The sequence below is a fragment of the Massilia orientalis genome (assembly GCF_030411975.2).
In the GTDB taxonomy this organism is placed as follows: domain Bacteria; phylum Pseudomonadota; class Gammaproteobacteria; order Burkholderiales; family Burkholderiaceae_D; genus Telluria; species Telluria orientalis.
This window is the reverse complement of record NZ_JASNRB020000012.1, coordinates 110,236-132,835: the sequence shown is the minus strand read 5'-3', so window position 1 is coordinate 132,835 and position 22,600 is coordinate 110,236. Positions and strand designations below refer to the sequence as shown.

20 protein-coding genes are annotated in these 22,600 nt (G+C 65.2%); 17 read left to right on the top strand and 3 right to left on the bottom strand.

Annotation, left to right across the window (positions count from 1 at the left end; all coding sequences use genetic code 11):
* Positions 1-189 precede the first annotated feature (189 nt).
* A complete protein-coding gene (locus QPK29_RS19830; protein ID WP_371770833.1) occupies positions 190-1,290 on the top strand; it encodes a glycine zipper 2TM domain-containing protein in 1,101 nt (366 codons plus the stop codon).
* A 72-nt stretch (positions 1,291-1,362) separates the two neighbouring features.
* On the opposite strand, the gene QPK29_RS19825 is transcribed toward QPK29_RS19830, so the two are convergent.
* The 3 genes from QPK29_RS19825 to QPK29_RS19815 all read right to left on the bottom strand — a co-directional run bounded on the left by QPK29_RS19825 (position 1,363) and on the right by QPK29_RS19815 (position 3,821).
* Positions 1,363-2,157 (bottom strand): Crp/Fnr family transcriptional regulator, encoded by a 795-nt coding sequence (locus tag QPK29_RS19825; RefSeq protein WP_371770891.1) that lies wholly within the window; start codon positions 2,155-2,157, stop codon positions 1,363-1,365.
* Positions 2,158-2,576: 419 nt separating this feature from the next.
* A complete protein-coding gene (locus tag QPK29_RS19820; protein ID WP_036232923.1) occupies positions 2,577-3,221 on the bottom strand; it encodes a response regulator in 645 nt (214 codons plus the stop codon).
* 135 nt (positions 3,222-3,356) lie between these two features.
* Positions 3,357-3,821 carry a universal stress protein gene (locus QPK29_RS19815; protein WP_056136694.1) on the bottom strand — a complete coding sequence of 155 codons (465 nt, stop codon included), beginning with the start codon at positions 3,819-3,821 and terminating at the stop codon, positions 3,357-3,359.
* A 369-nt stretch (positions 3,822-4,190) separates the two neighbouring features.
* On the opposite strand from QPK29_RS19815, the gene QPK29_RS19810 reads away from it, so the two are divergent.
* The 16 genes from QPK29_RS19810 to QPK29_RS19735 all read left to right on the top strand — a co-directional run bounded on the left by QPK29_RS19810 (position 4,191) and on the right by QPK29_RS19735 (position 22,594).
* A complete protein-coding gene (locus QPK29_RS19810; protein ID WP_371767587.1) occupies positions 4,191-5,063 on the top strand; it encodes a protein phosphatase CheZ in 873 nt (290 codons plus the stop codon).
* Entirely contained in the window at positions 5,063-6,961 is a 1,899-nt protein-coding gene (locus QPK29_RS19805; RefSeq protein WP_371770832.1) for a chemotaxis protein CheA, read from the top strand. The genes QPK29_RS19810 and QPK29_RS19805 overlap by 1 nt, the downstream gene beginning before the upstream one ends.
* Before the next feature lie 230 nt (positions 6,962-7,191).
* Positions 7,192-8,592 (top strand): 3-isopropylmalate dehydratase large subunit, encoded by a 1,401-nt coding sequence (gene leuC / locus QPK29_RS19800; protein ID WP_371767585.1) that lies wholly within the window; start codon positions 7,192-7,194, stop codon positions 8,590-8,592.
* 66 nt (positions 8,593-8,658) lie between these two features.
* Entirely contained in the window at positions 8,659-8,781 is a 123-nt protein-coding gene (locus QPK29_RS19795; protein ID WP_082577193.1) for an entericidin A/B family lipoprotein, read from the top strand.
* A 2-nt stretch (positions 8,782-8,783) separates the two neighbouring features.
* Positions 8,784-9,431 carry a 3-isopropylmalate dehydratase small subunit gene (gene leuD, locus QPK29_RS19790; protein ID WP_371770831.1) on the top strand — a complete coding sequence of 216 codons (648 nt, stop codon included), beginning with the start codon at positions 8,784-8,786 and terminating at the stop codon, positions 9,429-9,431.
* 14 nt (positions 9,432-9,445) lie between these two features.
* On the top strand, positions 9,446-10,516 hold the full coding sequence (gene leuB / locus QPK29_RS19785) for a 3-isopropylmalate dehydrogenase (protein ID WP_371770830.1): 1,071 nt from the start codon (positions 9,446-9,448) through the stop codon (positions 10,514-10,516).
* A gap of 49 nt (positions 10,517-10,565) precedes the next feature.
* On the top strand, positions 10,566-11,687 hold the full coding sequence (asd, locus tag QPK29_RS19780) for an aspartate-semialdehyde dehydrogenase (RefSeq protein ID WP_082577194.1): 1,122 nt from the start codon (positions 10,566-10,568) through the stop codon (positions 11,685-11,687).
* A 243-nt stretch (positions 11,688-11,930) separates the two neighbouring features.
* On the top strand, positions 11,931-14,873 hold the full coding sequence (locus tag QPK29_RS19775) for a FimV/HubP family polar landmark protein (RefSeq protein ID WP_400189807.1): 2,943 nt from the start codon (positions 11,931-11,933) through the stop codon (positions 14,871-14,873).
* Positions 14,874-14,884: 11 nt separating this feature from the next.
* Positions 14,885-15,706, top strand: coding sequence for a tRNA pseudouridine(38-40) synthase TruA (gene truA, locus QPK29_RS19770; protein ID WP_160410285.1), 822 nt, complete (start codon positions 14,885-14,887; stop codon positions 15,704-15,706).
* Between the two features lie 188 nt (positions 15,707-15,894).
* The gene (locus QPK29_RS19765) at positions 15,895-16,590 is read left to right on the top strand and encodes a phosphoribosylanthranilate isomerase (RefSeq protein WP_371770828.1); all 696 of its coding nucleotides are present in this window, start codon (positions 15,895-15,897) and stop codon (positions 16,588-16,590) included.
* Complete coding sequence (trpB, locus tag QPK29_RS19760) at positions 16,571-17,827, top strand: tryptophan synthase subunit beta (protein ID WP_160410287.1); 1,257 nt, start codon at positions 16,571-16,573, stop codon at positions 17,825-17,827. The genes QPK29_RS19765 and trpB overlap by 20 nt, the downstream gene beginning before the upstream one ends.
* Positions 17,828-17,870: 43 nt before the next feature.
* Positions 17,871-18,671 carry a tryptophan synthase subunit alpha gene (gene trpA, locus QPK29_RS19755; protein WP_056136715.1) on the top strand — a complete coding sequence of 267 codons (801 nt, stop codon included), beginning with the start codon at positions 17,871-17,873 and terminating at the stop codon, positions 18,669-18,671.
* A gap of 223 nt (positions 18,672-18,894) precedes the next feature.
* A complete protein-coding gene (locus QPK29_RS19750) occupies positions 18,895-19,179 on the top strand; it encodes a hypothetical protein (protein ID WP_056136717.1) in 285 nt (94 codons plus the stop codon).
* Positions 19,180-19,341: 162 nt separating this feature from the next.
* Positions 19,342-20,214, top strand: coding sequence for an acetyl-CoA carboxylase, carboxyltransferase subunit beta (gene accD / locus QPK29_RS19745; RefSeq protein ID WP_056136719.1), 873 nt, complete (start codon positions 19,342-19,344; stop codon positions 20,212-20,214).
* Positions 20,215-20,282: 68 nt separating this feature from the next.
* The gene (folC, locus tag QPK29_RS19740; protein WP_371770827.1) at positions 20,283-21,581 is read left to right on the top strand and encodes a bifunctional tetrahydrofolate synthase/dihydrofolate synthase; all 1,299 of its coding nucleotides are present in this window, start codon (positions 20,283-20,285) and stop codon (positions 21,579-21,581) included.
* Positions 21,582-21,592: 11 nt separating this feature from the next.
* Complete coding sequence (locus QPK29_RS19735; protein ID WP_371770826.1) at positions 21,593-22,594, top strand: SPOR domain-containing protein; 1,002 nt, start codon at positions 21,593-21,595, stop codon at positions 22,592-22,594.
* Positions 22,595-22,600 lie beyond the last annotated feature (6 nt).

Here is a 22,600-nt window from a genome sequence, read left to right as displayed (position 1 = left end):
CGAGCTCGTGCTGCGTTGCTCGTCGTTGCATGGATTGACCATGCGGCCTCCTCGCGCCTTGCCCGCGCTCGCCATGCATCGCCATCAGCTTCCGTCTCCCTACCGAGATAGGTTCGCTATCGCACCGAGCCCGTCCAGTGCGCGGCGTAAGCTGGTCTTATCGACAACAAGACGAAGTCGGAGGACCCCATGGCAACAACCCGACAGACATTGGCCGCAGCCGTCGTGGCTGCGCTGCCTCTGCTCTCGATGACCGTGACGACGCCCGTGCAAGCGCAGGATCATCCGCGCGCAGCCAGGCTGGCACCCCGCATCGATGGTTTCAACGTGGACGAAGTGCGGCGCCTGGAACCGGGCACCGAGCTGAACTTCGACCTGTACGGCACGCCGGGCGGCTATGCCACCCTGCGCATCGATGGCGCCACGCGCAACCTGACCCTGCAGGAAACGTCGCCGGGCACGTACCAGGGCACGTACACGATCGGCACGCACGACCGCATCAACCCCGGCAGCGCCGTCACCGCGAACCTGCGCGTGAACGACATGGTCACGACGCGCTTGCTGGCCGAATCGATCGTGCGCGGACCGGGCCGTGACGACCGCAGCGACCGCACCGCGGCCAACATGCCGCACGTGGACCGCTTCGACGTACGCGGCAGCGACGACCTCGGGCCGGGCAACGAATTGAAATTCACCGTGCGCGGCACGCCGGGCGCGAAGGTCGAGGTGCAGATCGCCGGTTCGCGCGGCATCTTCTTCCTGCCGGAAGTGCGGCCGGGCGAGTACAGCGGCCTGTACACGATCCGCCGCGACGACCGTATCGCACCGGATGCGGCCGTCACGGCCACGATTCGCGACCATGGCCGTTATTCGACGGCCACGCTGGGACAACCGCTGATGGCGGGCGGCAACGGCCAGGGCCTCAATCCGAATAACCAGCCGCGCGTGGCGCGTTACTGCACGAATTGCGCGACGGTGGAAGCCGTCAACGTCGTGCAGGTCAGCGGCGACGGCAGCTACCTGGGCACCGGTGCCGGCGCCGTCGTGGGCGGCCTGCTGGGCAACCAGGTGGGCAGCGGCGGCGGGCGCACGGCGGCCACGGTCGCGGGCGCTGTCGGTGGCGCGATCGCGGGGCGCGAGATCGAACGCAATGCCCATACGCGGCAGCGCTTCGAAGTCGTCGTGCGCTACGCGAACGGTGCCACGCAGACGATCCCGTACGAAAACAATCCGGGCTTCCGCGTGGGTGACCGCGTGAAAGTCAGCGATGGCATGCTGATCCGCGACTGACGGCCCGCACCAGAAAACAGAAAGCCGGCTTCCGCGAGGAACCGGCTTTTTTCGTTTGACGCAGAAAGTAGTTCAGACCGTGGCGAGGACCTGGCCGCCGCCGGCGCTGTCCGCTTCGGCCTTGTGCTTGGCGTTCTGCTTGGCACGCGAGCGCGACGGCGGCAGGCGGCGGAGCGTCTTGAGGGCTTCCGGATCCTTGATGCCGATGGTGCGCTGGTCGACCGTGATCAGGCCGATTTCGTTGAAGGCGGACAAGGTGCGGCTGACCGTCTCGAGCGTCAGGCCGAGATAGCTGCCGATCTCGTGGCGCGTCATGCGCAGGTTGAACAGTTTGCTCGAATACCCCATCGCGGCGAAACGTTCCGCCAGCGAGATCAGGAAACGGGCCACGCGCGCTTCGGCCGACAGGGCGCCGAGCATGCCGATCATGGCCTGTTCGCGCACCAGTTCGCGGCTCATCACGCCATACATCAGGTTCTCGAGCTCGGCATGCACGCGACCGAGCGCGGTGAGCTTCTTGAACGGCACGAGGATCAGGTCGCAGTCGGACAGGGCGACGGCTTCCGACGCGTAATGGCGCGTGTGAATGCCGTCGACGCCGAGCATGTCGCCCTTCATCGGGAAGCTGAGCACCTGTTCGTTGCCGAATTCGTCGATCAGCACGGTTTTCAGGAAACCGGAGTTGACGATGTACAGGGTGTCGAAAGCCTGGCCGATCGTGTGCACGCGCTGTCCTGTCTTGAACTGTACGTGCTGGAACAGCAATTCCTCGGTGTTCATCGAGACGGCGGCCGGGATGTGGAGCAGGTCGCAGACCTCTTTCAGGTTCGACCAGAGACGGCCCTGGCGTTGGCGTCCGGCTTCCATCTGTGACGAGTGCAGGGTCGACGGGGAGGCGTTACGTTGTTCTGAAGTTAGCTGGGACTGCATACTCATCTCCAGGTTTAGGATTTCAAAGAACCAAGCTGCGGTCCGGTGGTGCCAGTGCGGTATCGGAGCCACAGAGCTGACTGGATACGGATATGGACCGCAGGCAAGTCGAAACGCTGAAGTCAGTATGCCAACACGAGTCCGGCATTAATATCAGCAACGGCTGAATGTGTAGTAGGAGGGAGCGTCAGCTTGTAGGAATTTTCTTACTGCCAAGCTGCCGATGGAGGGGGAGTCACGAGTGAGACGCGTGTAGGATTACGCGAGCGGGCGGCAGGCCCTGCATGGCCGGAAAACGCCGGGGCAGGGCACGAAAAGTGTCGCTTGAATGTCAAATCTGTTTCGTGCCTGCCCGTTCAGGCTTTCATCGGCGCAAGCAGACGATGCGCCACCGCGTACTGGACCATTTCGGACAGCGAGGTCATGCCCATTTTCTGCATGATGCGGGTCTTGTGGGTACTGACGGTCTTGACGGACAAATGCAGGTTGTTGGCGATCTCCGTGATTGATTTGCCGCCCACGAGGAGTGAGAATACCTCGAATTCGCGATCCGAGAGCTGCTTGTGCAGTAGCTGTTCGTTCGGCGCCATGATGTTCAGCGCCAGCTGCTCGGCCACTTCCGTGCTGATGTACGGGCGGCCGGATGCCACCTTGCGGATCGCCCCGACGAGCTGCGTGCCGGCACTTTCCTTGGTGAGATAGCCCTGGGCGCCTGCCCGGATGGCGCGCACGGCGTACTGCTCTTCCTCGTGCATCGTCAGGATCAGGATGGCGAGCTTGGGCGCTTCGCTGCGCACCTGGCGGATCAGGTCGACGCCGCTGCGGCCCGGCATGGACAGGTCCAGCAGCAGCAGGTCGAAGCCGCCCTGGCGTACCAGCGACAACACTTCGAAGCCGTTGATGGCTTCGCCGACGATCTCGATGTCGAGCGCGCCGTCGAGGATACGCTTGAGGCCCTCGCGCATGATCGTGTGGTCGTCGGCGATGACAATGCGAATCATAAGATGTCCCTTGGGGATCAATTGTAAAATGAAGGTAAAAAGATATCACAGCAGCAACACTGACGTTGCTTTTTTTCGGACAACGCCTGCTGTCCGATGGCGCGCCGCGGAGCCGCGGTTACTTCGGTAGGCGCGTCAGGTGCCGGGCTCCCGGATCAGGCGGTGCACCAGCACGGGCTTGGTCGTATGGGACAGCACCTTGTTGGTCACGCTACCTAGCAGCAACTGTCCCCAGCCGCTGCGGCCGTGCGACCCCATGAAGATCAGGTCGCAGTGTTGCTGTTCCGCCACGTCCACGATCTTCAGCGCCGCCGCGTCGGAAAACGCCGTCATGCAGGCGTGCTTCAGGCCGCAGCCTTCCGCCGCACGCATGATGGAGCCCATGTACTCCTCGCCGAGGCGCTTCATCTGCTGGACGTACTCCTCTTCGCTGGGGTAAGCGGGCGGCACGATCTCGACATACACGGGGTACTGGTACTCGGGCGCGACGAACAGGGCGAGCACTTCGGCCCCCATCTGTCGCGCGAATTTGACGCCGGCACAGGCGGTATGCTGCGATACCGAGGAGCCGTCGGTGGTGATCAGAATTTTCTGGTACATGGTGAGCCCTCCCTCACGTCACGCTACCTTCTCATTGTAGTTCGCGTTTATCCTCTTGGCGGAATGTAAATGCTTGATCTTGCTCAGGGATGTGCTCGGCATTCGGCGCCCAAATACCGGATGTCACAAATGCCTCCGCGATAAAAAAATACAACACATGCTTTGTGAAAATATTCAGAAAATCCTGTAAAAGATTGTCGACAGGCCAAGATTACTCACCAATCGGCAACTCCGGCATTTCAGAAGATTTACCTACGGCAACCACGCTGATACACTCGTCGGGAATTTGTACCGTCAGCGTAATGACGGCAGCCGTACCGCACACAGCAAAGATGATCGCGACATTTAAATTATGGAGAAGCAGGGACTATGACCGACGCCGCTGACGATTTCGACGCATTATTCGAGGAAGTGGCAGCGCAGCGTGCCAGCGCACCCGCTGCCGCTCCGACGCCGGCGCCCGCGCCCGAGCCCGCCGCCGGCGGCGACAGCGGCGATACCGACGACCTGGAGGCCCTGTTCGACCAGGTCGCGGCCACCAGCGCGCCGGCCCCGGCCGTCGTGCCTGCTCCGGCCGCTCCGGCCGCTGCCGCCCCGGCCGAGGGCGGCGAGGAAGAACACAAGGGGATGTACGAGCGCCTCGGCGGCATCGTGCGCCTGCTGCACGACTCGCTGCGCGAGCTGGGCTACGACAAGGCCCTGACCGAGGCGTCGTCCCAGATCGTGGACGCCCAGGACCGCCTGGAATACGTCGCCACCCTGACCGAACAGGCCGCCAACAAGGTGCTGAACACCCTGGACGACGGCATGCCGGCCCAGGACCTGCTGTCCAAGCAGGCCAAGGACATGGAAAACCGCTGGGACGACCTGTTCGCCGGCAAGCTCTCGATCGAGCAGTTCAAGGCCCTGGCCGGCGATTCGAAGCAGTTCGCCCAACTCGTGTCGGAAGCGACCGAAGCCGAGAAGGCGCGCCTGCTCGAGATCATGATGGCGCAGGACTTCCAGGACATCACCGGCCAGCTGATCAAGAAAGTGGTCGTGATCACCAAGACGGTCGAGAACGAGCTGACCCAGCTGCTGAAGGACAGCGCACCGCCCGACGTGAAAGAAAAACTGGCGCAGAAACAGGCCGCACAGGAACAGCCGCAGCCGCCGCAGCAACTGATGTCGGGTCCGTCGGTGCCGTCCGCGGCGCTCGACCAGGACAGTGTCGATGACCTTCTTGCCGATCTGGGATTCTAATGGATGAAATGCTCAAGGATTTCGTCGTCGAGGCGATGGATCTTGCAGCGAATGTCGAAGAGCATCTGCTGCACCTCGAACGCGATCCCGACAACAAGGAAACGCTGAACGCGGTCTTCCGCTCGTTCCACACGATCAAGGGTGGCGCGGGTTTCATGGGGTTGCCGGCGCTCGTCGCCGCCTGCCACCTGACGGAAAACCTGTTCGACGCGCTGCGCACCGGCGCCGCCCCTGTCACGCCGGGCGCGATCGAAGCGTCGCTACAGGCGTCGGGCTTCGTGGCCGACCAGCTCAATGACCTGAACAACGGCGCCACGCCGGACCAGCTGCCGCAGATGCCGGCCGATCTCGAGCGCATGCTCAAGGACGCCATCGCCGGTACGGACGCCGCGCCCGCGCCGAAGGCCGCGCCCGCGCCCGTGAAGGCTGCTCCGGTCGCACCGGCACCGGCACCGGCACCGGCACCGGCCGCGCCGGGCGCCGACGGTCTCGATTGGGAAGCGATGTACATGGCGGTCGTCCCGGCCGGCACGTACACCCCGGCCGAGGCGCCTGCCGTCGCGCCGGGCACCGCCGTCGAGGCAGTGGCTGCACCCGCGGCTGCCGCGCCGCTGGAAGCCGCGGCAGCGGCTGCACCCGCCGCCGCGTCCGGAAAGCCGGGCTGGGACGGCGTCGAGCGCCGCAACGAGAACAAGCCCGCCAGCACCGGTCCCGCGAAGGACGAGAGCATCCGTATCGACGCGGTCAAGCTGGACGCCCTGCTGGAAGTGGCCGGCGAATCCGTGCAGGCCGCGAACCAGGCGGCCGTGCTGCTGGAGCGCCTGTCGCAGTTCAAGTTCGAAGGCCAGGCCGCCACCTTGATGGCCACGCTGACGGAGACGCTGGAGCGCGCGTCGCGCTACTCGGCCGAACTGCAGCGCGCCACGCTGGCGACCCGCATGCAGCCGGTGGGCCGCCTGTTCCAGAAATTCCCGCGCCTCGTGCGCGAGCTGGCGAAGGACCTGGGCAAGGACGTCGAGCTGACCATCGAAGGCGCCGAGACGGAAGTCGACCGCGTCGTCGTGGACAGCCTGTATGACCCGCTCGTGCACATGCTGCGCAACGCGCTGGACCACGGCGTCGAGTCGCCGGAAGACCGCGTCGCCAACGGCAAGCCCGCGAAGGCTTACATCCTGCTGAAGGCGTGGCAGGAAGCGAACAGCGTCATGATCGTGCTGCAGGACGACGGCCGCGGCATGGATCCGGCCAAGCTGCGCAAGAAGGCGATGGAGAAGGGTCTCATTTCCGAGAACCAGGCGACGAGCGACGACGAGGCGTACCAGCTGGTGTTCCTGCCGGGCTTCTCGACCAAGGAAGTGGCGTCGTCGGTCTCGGGCCGCGGCGTGGGCATGGACGTGGTCAAGACGGCCGTCGAGAAGAACCGCGGCGCGATCCGCATCGATTCGAACCTGGGTACCGGTACGAAGTTCTCGATCCGCCTGCCGATCGAACTGTCGATCGTGCCGACCATGCTCGTGTCGACGTCGGGCGCGCAGCTGGCCCTGCCGATGGCCGTGGTCGAGCGCGTCGTCGAACTGCCGGAGACCTTCATGCAGGTCGGCGGCGCCCCGGTGCTGAAGGACCAGGGCCGTCCGCTGCCGGTGCGTTCGTTGGCGCTGTCGCTCGGCTACGAGGCATGCGTCGAGCGCGTGGGCATCGTCATCAACGCCCCGCAGCCGTACATCATCGCGGTGGAAGCCGTCGACGGCACGGCCGACCTGGTGATCAAGCCGATGACCGCGCTGAACGTCGAAGGCATCACTGGTACGGCGCGTTCGGCCGAAGGCTCGCTCGTGCTGGTCGTCGGCCTGTCGTTCCTGATGGACGGCTGCCGCACGACCGTCCGCCTTGCAGCATAAAAGGACCTGAACAGCGGTTGCGTCATTTTTGCCACAAAGCTACGAAAAGCCTGCGCAGGAAATGCGCAGGCTTTTTTTATTTGTATGTCTGCAAATGGGTCCGAACAAAATTTTTATACGGATGAGTTCATTGGAATAATCGTGCTCGAAGGGCATTGCTTCCGCATTGCACAAATATGGCATAATCAAAGACCATGCCCGCATGTAGCGGTCGCTTTACTGGATTTAACATGTTAAAAACGCTCTACGACAAACTTTGGGATTCGCATGTCGTGCGTGCCGATGCGGATGGCACCACCGTGCTGTATATCGACCGTCACCTGGTCCACGAAGTCACTAGCCCGCAGGCGTTCGAAGGCCTGCGCGAAGCCGGCCGCCCGCTATGGCGCACTTCGGCCAATCTTGCCGTAGCCGACCACAACGTGCCGACCACCGACCGCTCGCATGGCATCGCCGACCCGACCTCGCGCCTGCAGGTCGAGACGCTGGACAACAACACCAAGTCCTTCGGCGTCACGTACTTCAACATGAACGACAAGCGCCAGGGCATCGTGCACGTGATCGGCCCGGAGCAGGGCGCGACCCTGCCGGGCATGACCGTCGTGTGCGGCGACTCGCACACGTCGACGCACGGCGCGTTCGGCGCGCTGGCCCACGGCATCGGCACGTCGGAAGTCGAGCACGTGATGGCCACGCAGACGCTGCTCGCGAAGAAATCCAAATCGATGCTGGTGCAGGTCGACGGTGAACTGCCGGCCGGCGTGACCGCCAAGGACATCGTGCTGGCGGTGATCGGCAAGATCGGCACCGCCGGCGGCACGGGCTATGCCATCGAATTCGGCGGCTCGACGATCCGCTCGCTGTCGATGGAAGGCCGCATGACCGTCTGCAACATGGCGATCGAAGCGGGCGCGCGCGCCGGCATGGTCGCCGTCGACGACACGACCATCGAGTACGTCAAGGGCCGCCCGTTCGCACCGGTGGGTCCGCAGTGGGAACAGGCCGTCGCCTACTGGCGCACCCTGCACTCGGATCCGGGTGCGAAATTCGACCTCGTCGTGCAGCTGAATGCCGCCGAGATCCGTCCGCAGGTGACCTGGGGCACGTCGCCCGAGCAGGTCACGACGATCGACGGCCGCGTGCCCGATCCGGACAAGGAAAAAGACCCCGTCAAGCGCGACGCGATGGAAAAAGCGCTGGTCTACATGGACCTGAAGCCGAACACCGCGATGGAAGACATCCGCATCGACAAGGTGTTCATCGGTTCCTGCACCAACTCGCGCATCGAAGACCTGCGCGCCGCCGCCGCCATCGTGCGCGGCCGCCAGCGCGCGTCGAACGTGAAGCTGGCGATGGTGGTGCCGGGCTCCGGCCTCGTGAAGGAGCAGGCGGAACGCGAAGGCCTGGACCAGATCTTCAAGGCCGCCGGCTTCGAATGGCGCGAGCCGGGCTGCTCGATGTGCCTTGCGATGAACGCCGACCGCCTGGAACCGGGCGAGCGCTGCGCCTCGACGTCGAACCGCAACTTCGAAGGCCGCCAGGGCCAGGGCGGCCGCACGCACCTGGTGTCGCCGGCCATGGCCGCGGCGGCAGGTATCGCCGGTCATTTCGTCGATGTTCGTAAAATCTAAACCGACAATTCGGGGTCAGAGCACGGTTTTCCCGGGTGTGCTCTGACCCCGACTGACTAAGCTCATATGAAGAAAATCATTGCTCTCGCACTCATCGCAATCGCCGCAGCCGGCTGCAACACCATTTCGGGCGTCGGGAAGGACGTGCAGAAAGTTGGCCAAGTGATCACGGGCGCTGGTGGTAAATAATCATGGATAAATTCACCGTACACGAAGGACTGGTGGTCCCGCTGGACCGGGCCAACGTCGACACCGACGCCATCATTCCGAAGCAGTTCCTCAAGTCGATCCGCCGCACCGGCTTCGGCCCCAACCTGTTCGACGAATGGCGTTATCTCGACCACGGCGAACCGGGCATGGACAATTCGAACCGTCCGGTCAATCCGGACTTCGTGCTGAACCAGCCGCGCTACGCCGGCGCGTCGATCCTGCTGACCCGCAAGAACTTCGGCTGCGGCTCGTCGCGCGAGCACGCGCCGTGGGCCCTGCAGCAGTATGGCTTCCGCGCGATCATCGCGCCGAGCTTCGCCGACATCTTCTTCAACAACTGCTTCAAGGGCGGCCTGCTGCCGATCGTGCTGGACGAAGCGAAGGTCGACCAGTTGATGAATGAAGTGAAGGCATTCCCCGGCTACAAGCTCGTCGTCGACCTCGAAAAGCAGACCGTGGGCACGCCGGACGGCACATTCGCGTTCGAATTCGCCATCGACGACTTCCGCAAGTACTGCCTGCTGAACGGCCTGGACGACATCGGCCTCACGCTGCGCCACGCCGACGACATCCGCGCCTACGAAGAGCGCCACCTGCGCGCGCAGCCGTGGCTCGCCAACACCATCTGAACGAGAACAAGAACATGAAGATTGCCATCCTGCCGGGCGACGGCATCGGTCCCGAAATCACCGCGCAAGCCGTCAAGGTGCTGAACGTGCTGGGCGAGTCCTTCGAACTGGAAAGCGCGGACGTCGGCGGCGCCGGCTATGCCGCGCACGGCCACCCGCTGCCGCAAGGCACGCTGGCGCTGGCGAAGGCCGCGGACGCCGTGCTGTTCGGCGCCGTCGGCGACTACAAGTACGATTCGCTGGAGCGCGCGCTGCGTCCGGAACAGGCCATCCTGGGCCTGCGCAAGGAGCTGGGCCTGTTCGCCAACCTGCGTCCCGCGATCCTGTATCCGGAACTGGCCGGCGCCTCCACGCTGAAGCCGGAAGTCGTGTCGGGCCTGGACATCCTGATCATCCGCGAACTGACGGGCGACATCTACTTCGGCAAGCCGCGCGGCGTGCGCGAGTGCCCGGACGGTCCGTTCGCGGGCCAGCGCGAAGGCTTCGACACGATGCGCTATGCGGAAGGCGAGATCCGCCGCATCGCCCACGTCGCGTTCCAGGCCGCGCGCAAGCGCGACCGCCGCGTGACGAGCGTCGACAAGGCCAACGTGCTGGAGACCTTCCAGTTCTGGCGCGACATCGTCACCGACGTGCACAAGGAATACCAGGACGTCGAGCTCGAACACATGTACGTCGATAACGCCGCGATGCAGCTTGTGCGCGCGCCGAAGAAGTTCGACGTGATCGTCACCGGCAACATGTTCGGCGACATCCTGTCCGATGCGGCCGCGATGCTGACCGGTTCGATCGGCATGCTGCCGTCGGCATCGCTGGATGCGAACAACAAGGGCCTGTACGAGCCGTCGCACGGTTCGGCGCCGGACATCGCGGGCAAGGGCGTCGCGAATCCGCTGGCGACGATCCTGTCCGCCGCGATGATGCTGCGCTTCTCGCTGGGCAAGGCGGAACAGGCCGACCGCATCGAGAACGCCGTCAAGAAGGTGCTGGCCCAGGGCCTGCGCACGCCGGACATCTACGAAGAAGGCACGACGAAGGTCGGCACGGAACAGATGGGCGACGCCGTCCTCAAGGCATTGGGTTGACCAGGAATACGCCCGGCTTGGGCGGAACATTTTTAAAAGAGGGATCAAAATGAAACTAGTAGGTCTGGTTGGTTGGCGCGGCATGGTCGGTTCGGTCCTCATGCAGCGCATGCAGGACGAGGGCGATTTCGCCCACATCGAGCCGGTGTTCTTCACCACGTCGAATCCGGGTGGCATTGCCCCGAAAATGGCGAAGAACGAAACCAAGCTGAAAAGCGCAACCGACATCGCCGAACTGTCGAAATGCGAGATCATCATCTCGTGCCAGGGCGGCGACTACACGACCGAAGTGTTCCCGAAGCTGCGCGCCGCCGGCTGGAACGGCTACTGGATCGACGCCGCGTCGACCCTGCGCATGAGCGACGACGCCGTCATCGTGCTCGACCCGGTCAACCTGAACGTCATCAAGGACGCGATGGTGAACGGCGTGAAGAACTTCATCGGCGGTAACTGCACCGTGTCGTGCATGCTGATGGGTCTCGGCGGCCTGTTCAAGAACGATCTGGTCGACTGGATGACGTCGATGACGTACCAGGCCGCATCGGGCGGCGGCGCGCAGCACATGCGCGAGCTGCTGACCCAGTTCGGCACCATCAACTCGGCCGTCAAGAACCTGCTGGACGACCCGGCATCGGCGATCCTGGAAATCGACCGCGGCGTGTTGGCCACCCAGCACGGCCTGTCGGCCGAAGAAACGAAGCAGTTCGGCGTGCCGCTGGCCGGCAACCTGATCCCCTGGATCGACAAGGACCTGGGCAACGGCCAGTCGAAGGAAGAGTGGAAGGGCGGCGCCGAGACCAACAAGATCCTGGGCCGTCACAACGGCTCCAATGTGATCCCGGTCGACGGCCTGTGCGTCCGCATCGGCGCGATGCGCTGCCACTCGCAGGCGCTGACGATCAAGCTGAAGAAGGACGTGCCGCTGGACGAGATCAACGACATCATCGCGAACGACAACCAGTGGGTGAAGTTCGTGCCGAACACGCGCGAAGCGTCGGTGCGCGACCTGACCCCGGCCGCCGTCACGGGCAGCCTGACGATCCCGGTCGGCCGCGTGCGCAAGATGTCGATGGGCCCGGAGTACATCTCCGCGTTCACCGTCGGCGACCAGCTGCTGTGGGGCGCCGCCGAGCCGCTGCGCCGCATGCTGCGCATCGTGCTGGACAAGTGATGCGTATCACCTGCGGGTGAAGGAAGGGCGGCCCCCAGCCGCCCTCTGTCATTCTGGATCTGGTAGCGAATTGACACCGGATCATCCAAAAAACATCATAAGTCTGAATAGACCGTCTACATACGTCAGACTCCTTGAATGTTTCTCCCTGCGGAACTTGCATGCCACAGTGCATGATGATATGTTCCTGAGACCTCCGGCCACGTCGCTCTCGAACCTATGCATGTCACTCCCCGCCTCCCGATGAAGTCGTCCGCACTGAAAAAGCTCACTGCGGCGGTCGCAAGTGCGCTGGTCCTGACGTCGGCGGCCCACGCGGCCGGCCTCGGCAAGCTCACGGTGTTGTCCGCACTCGGCCAGCCCTTGCGCGCCGAAATCGAACTGACGGCGGTGTCCGGCGACGAGGCGTCCGGCCTCACCGCGAAGCTGGCGTCGCCGGAAGCGTTCAAGGCGGCCAACATCGATTTCAATCCGGCGCTGCTGTCGCTGCGCTTCAACGTCGAGCAGCGCGGCGGACGCCAGTTCATCCGCGTCAGCTCCACGCAGCCGCTGAACGAGCCGTTCGTCGACATGCTGCTCGAACTGTCGTGGAATAACGGCCGCCTCGTACGCGAATACACGTTCCTGCTCGATCCGGCCGAGCTGCGCGCGACGCAGTCGGCGCAGGTCGCGGCGAGCGAATCCGCGCGTCCGCGCACGGAAGCGGCGCCCGCGCCGGCGCAACCTTCGACCGCGCCGGCTGCCGAGCGTCCGCGCCGTGCCGCCCGTGCCGAGACCACGGAAGCGCCCAGGCCGGCGGCCGAGACGGCAGCGTCGTCACGCTACCGCGTCAAGCCGGGCGACAGCCTGGGCCGCATCGCCACCCAGCTGAAACCCGTCGACGTGTCGCTCGACATGATGCTCGTGGCGCTGTACCGCGCCAATCCGGATGCCTTCATCGGCAACAACATGAACCGCCTGAAATCGGGGCGCATCCTGACCGTGCCGGCGGGCGATGCCGTGCGCGCTACGGACGATACCGAGGCACACGGCGTCGTCGTCGCCCACGCGGCCGACTTCAACGCCTACCGTAACAAGCTGGCGGGCCAGGTCGGCGCCTCCGAACCCGTCAAGACCCCGCAGGCGGGGCAGAGCGCGGCCGGCAAGATCACGGCCAAGGTCGAGGAGCGCCCGACCGCCGCGAACGAATCGCAGGACCAGCTCCGCCTGTCGAAAGCCGCCCCGAGCACCCCGGCCGGCAAGGGCACGACGATGAGCGCCGAGGACCGCATCGCCAAGGAGAAGGAACTGGCCGACGCGCAGACGCGCGTGCGCGAGCTCGAACGCAACGTGAACGACCTCGAGAAGATCGCCACCATCAAGAGCAAGGCCGGCGCCGAGGCGGAAAAGAACGCTGCCGCGCCTGCCGCCACGACACCGCCGGCACAGCACGCACAAGCGCCGGCACCGCAAAAGCTGCCGACCATCAAGCCGGCCGCGAAGCCCGCCGGCGCGCCGCCGGAACCGGGCCTGATGGACTTCATCATGCAGAACCTGTCGCTGGTCGGCGGCGGCGCGGCCGCGCTGCTGCTCGGCGGCCTGCTCGTCGCCCAGCGCCGCAAGAAGAAGGTCGTCAAGGTGGTGCCGGAACCGGCTATCCTCGGCGTGCCGAGCGAACCCGCGCACTCGATGTTCGCGGAGACGGGCGGCCAGAGCGTCGACACGAACAACAGCGTCTTCAATTCCAGCTTCGCGCCGTCCGCCAGCCAGCTCGACACGAACGAGGTGGATCCGGTGGCGGAAGCCGACGTCTACATCGCCTATGGCCGCGATGCCCAGGCCGAGGAAATCCTCAAGGAAGCCCTGCGCACGCATCCGGAACGCTATCCGGTGCGCCTGAAGCTGCTCGAGATCTATGCCGCGCGCAAGGACCAGCGCGCGTTCGAGACGCAGGCCGCGGAACTCTACAGCATGACGCGCGGGCAGGGCGACGAGTGGGCGCAGGCCGCCGCGCTGGGCCTCACCATCGATCCGCTCAACCCGCTGTACCAGCACACCGCCGCACCAAGCGGTCCGGTGGCGAGCACCGAAGAACTGGGCCAGCAGGCCCTGCTGTCGAAGGAGCTGGACGACGTGTTCAGCGCGCCCGACCCGCAGGCCACGCCGACGGCGGCGCTGGCGGGCGAGCCGCTGGACTTCAGCCAGCATTTCGCCGACGCGATGGCGACCGCGCAGCCGGCCCCGGCGCCCGTCACCAACGCCCCGTCGACCGAACCCGCGCCGATGGAAGACGATCACGTGCTCGACTTCGACCTGGGCGGCCTCGCCTTCGAACCGGTCGAGCCGGCGCCCGCGCCGCAAGCGGCCGCGGAACCAGCCGCCGACCTGGGCGGCGTGCACGATCTCGACTTCGACATGAGCGCGTTCGAGAAGCCGGCCGAGCCGCCGGCGGCCGAGCCGGCTGTCGCACTCGACAAGGCCGAACACGACCCGCTCGACTTCTCGTTCGACATGGACTTCGCCGCCCCGGCCGCGAACCCGGTGCCGCAACTGGAAGTGCACACGGACGATGATTTGCTGGCGCCGGCGGCGGCTGCGGCTGCAAGCACCGCTGCCGCCGCCGACATCGAGATGGCCAACCTGGCCCGCGAATTCGACCTGCCCGACCTGCCGACGGAACTGCAGGCCAACCTGCCGCCGGAACCGGAGCAGCCGGCGCGCGATCCGCTGTTCGACCTCGACGCGATGGACTTCGGCCTGGACGAGACGCCGCGTGCAGAAGGTTCGGTTGCAAATTCGGCGGCCTCGATCCCGACGGCCGCGCTGGACGAGCACCTGTTCGACATCCCGGCCACGCCGGCACCGGCCGACGCGCCGTTCGCCGAGCATGACCGCATCGTGCTGGAACCGGCCACGCCGCAGTTCGACGTCGGCGGCTTCGACCTCGACCTGCCGGCCGACGGTTCGCTGCCGCTGCCGGAAGTGCAGTCGCTGTCCGAGCCGCAGTTTGCCGCGCCGGCCGAACCGGCGGAGCCGGCCGCGTTGTCCGCCTCGCACATGGAGATGGAGACGAAGCTGGACCTGGCCATCGCTTACCAGGAGATCGGCGACAAGGAAGGGGCGCGCGAGCTGCTCGAAGAAGTCATCCGCGGCGGCAATCCCGAGCAGGCGGCACGCGCCAACTCGATGCGCGCGGCACTGGTGTAAGGCAGGACGATTTGACACGTATCGCATTGGGTGTCCAGTATGTGGGCACCGCCTGGAACGGGTATCAGAAACAACCATCGCGCGACACGGTCCAGGACCAGCTGGAGATCGCGCTCGAGAAATTTGCCTGCACGCGGCTCGCGACGACGTGCGCCGGCCGCACCGACGCCGGCGTCCACGCCATCGAGCAGGTCGTCCATTTCGACACGGACCTCGACCGCGCCCCGCAATCATGGGTGCGCGGTACGAACGCGTTCCTGCCCGAGTCGATCGTCGTGCGCTGGGCCCACGTCGTGGCACCGGACGCCGAAGGGCAGGACTTCCACGCGCGCTTCTCGGCCCGCTCGCGCACCTATCACTACGTGCTGTACAACCACGCCAATCCGTCGGCGCTGCTGGCCGGACGCGCCGGCTGGGTGTTCCGCCCGCTCGACGTCGAGCGCATGCGGGAAGCCGCCGCGCACCTGATCGGCACGCACGATTTTTCCAGCTTCCGCGCATCCGGCTGCCAGGCGAATTCGCCGATCAAGCAGATGCATGAGGTGAACATCGAACGGATGGGCGACATCATCGTGTTCACGGTGCGCGCGTCCGCGTTCCTGCATCACATGGTGCGCAACATCGTCGGCTCGCTGATCTACGTGGGGACCGGACGCAACGAGCCTGGCTGGATGGCCGAGGTGCTGGACGCGCGCTCGCGCGACGCCGCGGCGCCCACCTTCATGCCGGATGGGCTTTACCTTGCTACAATCGACTACGATCCGAAGTGGGGGCTGCCGCAGGAGAGGGGTCAGGAGAGGGGTCAGAGCCCGGTGTTTCCTTTAGGGCTCTGACCCCGGTGGTGAGTGGTAGCGCCCGTTATAACCCATATTTGGCTGAGCAACGGCCGGCGACTCCGGGGTCAGAGCCCCTCGACTCCGGGGTCAGAGCCCCTTAAAAAGCAACACCGGGCTCTGACCCCTCGATAACCGCTCGATAACCGCTCGATAACCGCTCGATAACCGCTCGATAACCCCTCGATATGCCCCGTACCCGAATCAAAATCTGCGGCATCACCCGCGAACAAGACCTGCACGCTGCCGTCGACGCCGGCGCCGACGCCCTCGGCTTCGTGTTCTACGCCAAGAGCCCCCGTTACGTCACCGCGGAGCGCTACGCCGAGCTGGCCCGTGAACTGCCGCCATACGTGAACGCCGTCGCGCTGTTCGTCAACGCGACCGTGGACGAGGTCCGTGCCGTTGTCGCGGCGGGGCCGGTGTCGCTGCTGCAATTCCACGGCGACGAAACACCGGAGGCATGCGCGCAACTGGCGCAGGCGGTGCAACGCCCGTTCACGCGGGCATTCCGGGTAAAACCTGACACGACCGCCGCCGATTTGCTAGAATCGGAAACTCAATACCGCGCCGATTCTCCCTGGTTCTCGGGTTTGCTGCTCGACACGTACGTGGATGCCTACGGCGGCGCAGGAAAGGTTTTCGATTGGTCTCTTATTCCAAAAGAGCTCGCGCCTCGGGTCGTTTTGAGTGGTGGCTTGAGCGTACACAACGTGACTGGCGCGGTGGCGCAAGTACGCCCCTTCGCGGTCGACATCAGTAGCGGTGTCGAGGCGGCGAAGGGGATCAAGGATGCCCGCAAGATTGCCGCGTTCATCGACGCGGTGCGGGCAGGCGATGCCACCCATTTGAGCCAGGAACACCATGAAAGCGAATCAAGTTAACGGCGCCCAGGCGCTGTTCAAGACCTCCGACTATCAGCTGCCGGACACCACCGGCCACTTCGGCCCGTACGGCGGCTCGTTCGTCGCCGAGACGCTGAGCCACGCGCTGGCCGAGCTGAACGACGCGTACGCGCGCTACAGCCAGGATCCCGAATTCCTCGAAGAATTCCGCTACGAGCTGGCGCACTTCGTCGGCCGGCCGTCGCCCGTCTACCACGCCCGGCGCTGGTCGGAACAGAATGCTAAGGAAAATCGCGGTGCGCAGATCTTCTTCAAGCGCGAAGACCTGAACCACACGGGCGCCCACAAGATCAACAACGTGATCGGCCAGGCGCTGCTCGCGAAACGCATGGGCAAGCCGCGCATCATCGCCGAGACGGGCGCCGGCCAGCACGGCGTCGCGACGGCCACGATCTGCGCCCGCTTCGGCCTCGAATGCGTCATCTATATGGGGAGCGAGGACGTCAAGCGCCAGGCGCAGAACGTCTACCGCATGAAACTGCTGGGTGCGACCGTCGTGCCGGTGGAGTCGGGCTCCAAGACCTTGAAGGACGCGCTCAACGAAGCGATGCGCGACTGGGTCACGAACATCGAGAACACGTTCTACATCATCGGCACCGTGGCCGGTCCGCACCCGTATCCGATGATGGTGCGCGACTTCCAGTCCGTGATCGGCGAGGAATGCCGCGTGCAGATGCCGCAGATGACGGGCCGCCAGCCGGACTACGTCGTCGCCTGCATCGGCGGCGGCTCGAACGCGATGGGCATCTTTTATCCGTACATCGACGAGCCGGGCGTGAAGCTCGTGGGCGTCGAGGCGGCGGGAGAGGGCCTCGACTCGGGCAAGCACGCGGCGTCGCTGACGGCCGGCTTCCCGGGCGTCCTGCACGGCAACCGCACCTATCTGCTGCAGGACGAGCATGGCCAGATCATCGAGACGCATTCGGTGTCGGCGGGCCTGGATTATCCGGGCGTCGGACCGGAACACGCGTGGCTGAAGGACAGCCAGCGTGCGGAATACGTGTCGATCACGGACGACGAGGCGCTGGCCGCCTTCCACGACTGCTGCCGCATCGAGGGCATCATCCCCGCGCTGGAATCGTCGCACGCGATCGCCTACGCCGCCAAGCTGGCGCCGACCCTGCCCAAGGACCAGATCATCCTGGTCAACCTGTCGGGCCGCGGCGACAAGGACATGCACACCGTGGCGCAACGGGCGGGACTCAACTTCGGCTGAGCCCCCATCCATCGTTTGCAACCACAGAATAAGGAATAACAGCATGTCCCGTATCGCACAAACTTTCGACGCCCTCAAGGAACAGGGCAAGACCGGCCTCGTCACCTTCATCACCGCCGGCGACCCGGCCCCGGAACTGACCGTCCCGCTGCTGCACGCCCTCGTGGAAGGCGGCGCCGACGTCCTCGAACTGGGTGTCCCGTTCTCCGACCCGATGGCGGAAGGCCCCGTCATCCAGCGCGCCTGCGAGCGGGCGCTCACTTTCGGCGTCAGCATGACTGACGTGTTCGGCTACGTCGCCGAGTTTCGAAAAACGAACCAGCACACGCCGGTCGTGCTGATGGGCTACGCGAACCCGATCGAGCGCATGGGCCAGAGCGAATTCGTCCGCCGCGCGAAGGCGGCCGGTGCCGACGGCGCCATCGTCGTCGACTACCCGCCGGAGGAATGCGAAGCGTTCGCGGCCGAGATGAAGGCCAACGACCTCGACGTGATCTTCCTGCTCGCACCGACGTCGACCACGGAACGCGTGAAGCAGGTGGCGCGCCACGGCAGCGGCTTCAGCTACTACGTGTCGCTGAAGGGCGTGACGGGTGCCGGCGGCATCGACACGGCCGACGTGGCCAAGCGCGTGGCCGCGATCCGCGAGCACGTCAAGCTGCCGATCGGCGTGGGCTTCGGCATCCGCGACGCGCAGACGGCGAAATCGGTGGCGAGCGTCGCCGACGCGGTCGTCATCGGCAGCCGCATCATCCAGGAACTGGAAAACACGCCGAAAGAGCAGGGGCCCGCGGCCGTGCGCGCCTTCGTCGCCGGGATCCGGGAAGCGCTGGACGCCCGCTGATTCATCCGCAGCACGACACGAACCGGGGCATGCCCCGGTTTTTTATTGCCCAAATTCGGGGTCAGAGCACATTTTCGAGAAAATGTGCTCTGACCCCGAATTTGGGAAATTGCTCGAAATCGGGAGCTGACCCCGGTGTTTTTTGATGCGGTCGATTTTCTTGGTGGAAATGGAGCGATAGAGTGGAAGTGCAGTTTTCTTCCACTCAACCCCGGCATCCATCATGAAAAAACAAATCGTGCAGGTTTCCGTCGTGCAGTCGGCCAAGGTCATGGCCGCTGTCTATCTCATCACCGCCATCCCCGTCGTCGTACTGGCCGGGTTGTTCATGTCATCGTTCATGCCTGCAGGCGCCGGCATCGCCATGCTGATCATGATGCCGGTGGCCTACGCGGTAGGCGCCTTCATCGGCGCTGCCTTCGGTGCGTGGATTTACAATCTGGTCGCAGCCCGCATCGGCGGCTTCGAATTCACGACGGCGGAGGTCGGCGAGGCTGCCGTGCGCTGACGCCGGGATCGTGCACGACATTACCGGGGCCAAGCGCCCCGGTTCTCATGTCTGCTAGCGCAACTTTGCTAAGAAGGCAAGTAATTAACGGCAAGAATTCGACAAGCCTGATGCGAACGGCTACACTACGCCCAATTCCAGAATTGCCGCAAAGGAGAGAACATGAGTTGGTTGGAAAAGCTGCTGCCCCCCCGGATCCAGCGCTCCGATGCCGCCAAACGCCAGACCATGCCCGAAGGCCTGTGGGTCAAGTGCCCGTCGTGCGAGTCGGTCCTGTACCGCGCCGACCTGGAGTCGAACCTGCATGTCTGCCCGAAATGCAGCCACCACATGCGCATCCGCGCCCGCGAGCGCCTCGACGCACTGCTCGACGAGGGCGGCCGCTACGAGATCGGCCAGGACGTGCTGCCGGTCGATACCCTCAAGTTCAAAGACAGCAAGAAATATCCTGATCGTCTGAAGGACGCGATGGAAGCCACCGGCGAGACCGATTCGATGGTCGTGCAGGGCGGTTCGATCATGAGCCTGCCGGTCGTGGTCGCCTGCTTCGCCTACGAATTCATGGCCGGCACGATGGGTTCCGTGAACGGCGAGCGCTTCGTGCGCGGCGCCCAGGTGGCGCTCGAGCAGAAGGTGCCGTTCATCTGCATTACCGCCAGCGGCGGCGCGCGCATGCAGGAAGGCCTGCTGTCGTTGATGCAGATGGCCAAGACCACGTCGATGCTGACCAAGCTGGCCGAGAAAAAACTGCCGTTCATCAGCGTGCTGACCGACCCGACGACGGGCGGCGTGTCCGCTTCGTTCGCGTTCATGGGCGACGTCGTCATCGCCGAACCGAAGGCCCTGATCGGCTTCGCAGGTCCGCGCGTGATCGAGAACACGGTGCGTGAAAAACTGCCGGAAGGCTTCCAGCGTTCCGAGTTCCTGCTGCAAAAAGGCGCCATCGACATGATCGTCGACCGCCGCAAGATGCGCGAAGAAATCGCGCAACTGCTCGCCCTGCTGCAAAGCCAGCCGGCCGACGTCATCGCCTGATTCGCTGTCACCGCGCGGCCGGCTGCTTGTGCAAAGCAGCCGGCCGCGCGCATTCCGGAAGCCATCCCATGCCTAACCTGCCGACTACCTTGCCCGACTGGCTGGCGCTGCTCGAGTCGCGCCATGCCGAAACCCACATCGACATGGGCCTGGACCGTGTGCGCGCCGTCAAGGAGCGCATGGGCCTCGCCTTTTCCTGCCCCGTGATCATGGTCGCGGGCACCAACGGCAAGGGCTCGACCTGCGCCATGCTGGAAGCCATCCTGCTGCAGAGCGGCTACAAAGTCGGCCTGTACATCAAGCCGCACTTCCTCGACTTCAACGAGCGCGCCCGCATCAACGGCGACATGGCCAGCGACGACAAGCTCATCGCCGCCTTCAACGAGGTCGAGGCGCGCCGCGGCGACATCGACCTCACGTATTTCGAATTCACGACGCTCGCGATCATGCACCTGCTGTCGACGTCCGGCGTCGACGTGGCGATCCTGGAAGTGGGTCTCGGCGGCCGCCTGGATGCCGTGAACGTGATCGATGCGGACGTGTCCATCGTCACGAGCATCGACATCGACCACAAGGATTATCTCGGCGACACGCGCGAAGAGATCGGCTTCGAGAAGGCCGGCATCTTCCGTCCCGGGAAGCCCGCGATCTGCAGCGATCCGCAGCCGCCGCAAGCGCTGATCAAGCATGCGGAAGACATCGGTGCCGACCTGTGGCTGCTGGGCCGCGATTTCAACTACCAGGGCGACAAGCAGCAGTGGGCCTACGGCGGCCGCACGCAGCGCCGCAATTCGCTCGCGTATCCGGCGCTGCGCGGCGCCAACCAGCTGCTGAACGCATCGGCCGCGCTGGCCGCGCTGGAAGCGCTGCGGAACAGGCTGCCGGTCGGTGCGCAGGAAACGCGCGCGGGCCTTGCGATGGTCGAATTGCCGGGCCGCTTCCAGGTGCTGGCGGGCCGTCCGACGACGATTCTCGACGTCGCGCACAACCCGCACGCGGCCGCGACGCTCGCCCAGAACCTGGGCAATATGGGGTTCCACCGGTTCACGTACGCCGTGTTCGGCATCATGCAGGACAAGGACATCGACGCCGTCATCGCCCACCTGGCGCCGACCATCGACCACTGGTGCGTGACGGCGCTGCCGTCGCCCCGGTCGGCCGACCCGGCCGTGCTGGCCGAGAAGCTGCAGGCATTGAAGCCGAGTGGTGCGAAAGACGACGAATTCTCGGTCAAAACGTTCGCGAATCCGGCCGATGCATTCGCAGATGCAACAAGCCGGGCCGGACAGGATGATAGAATAGTGGTCTTTGGCTCGTTCTATACCGTGGCTGGCGTGATGGCAGCCCGTAAATCCTCTCTTCATTGACGTGACACCGCATGGGCTTGTTCTCCCGTAAAAGCAAGCAGGACCGCCTCACCGAGGACAGTGGCCGCTTCTACAGCAAGGACGACGACGCCGCGATTGGCGAGCGCGCCCGCGCCAAACGCGCCAGCAATGCCGGTGGCGGCGCATCGCGCCGTCCCGGTGCCGACCCCATGCTCCCCGAAAAGAAGCGCGCCCGGCGCCGCCTCGTCGGCGCGATTGCGTTGGCGCTCGCGGCCGCCGTCGGCCTGCCGATGCTCCTCGATTCCGAGCCCAAGCCGCTCGCCGGCGACATCGCGATCCAGATTCCCGCGAAAGACAAGGCCGCGCCGCTGCCCGTGCCGGCCGCCGACAAGGCCGTGTCCGCCGCGGACAGCGTCGACAAGGGCGAGGAAGTGGTCGACGCACCGCCGCCCGCGCCCGCCGCGAAGGCCCCGGCCGCCGTCGCCGCCGCCAGGCCGGAGAGCGCCGCGACGCAGCCGCCGGCCGTGATCGCGCCGAAACCGGAGCCGAAGGTCGAGCACAAGCCCGAACACAAGGAAACGCCCGCGGCCGAGCACAAGGATGCGAAGGCCGAGGCGCGCCTCGCCGAGAAGGAAAAGGCGGAACGCGCGAAGGCCGAGCACGACCGGGCCGAGCACGAGAAGGCGGAGCGCCTCGCGCGTGAAGCCCGGGAGAAGGCGAAGAAGGCCGAGGACAAGCCCGTGAAGCCGAAGGACGACGCGGCGCGCGCCATGGCCATCCTGGAAGGCAAGCCGGCGGAGAAGGACAAACCGGCCGAGGCCTCGTCGCAGCGCTTCGTGCTGCAGGTGGCCGCGCTGTCGAGCCAGGAAAAGGCGGCGGAAGTGCAAGCGAAGCTGCGCGAAGCGGGCATCTCGTCGTACACGCAGAAGACGTCCACCCCCTCCGGCGAACTGATCCGCGTTAGAGTCGGCCCCCTGAACAAGGAAGACGCCGAGAAAGTACGCGCCAAGCTGGGCCGCCTGGGCTTGTCCGGCGCCATGACCCCGGTCTGATTCGAT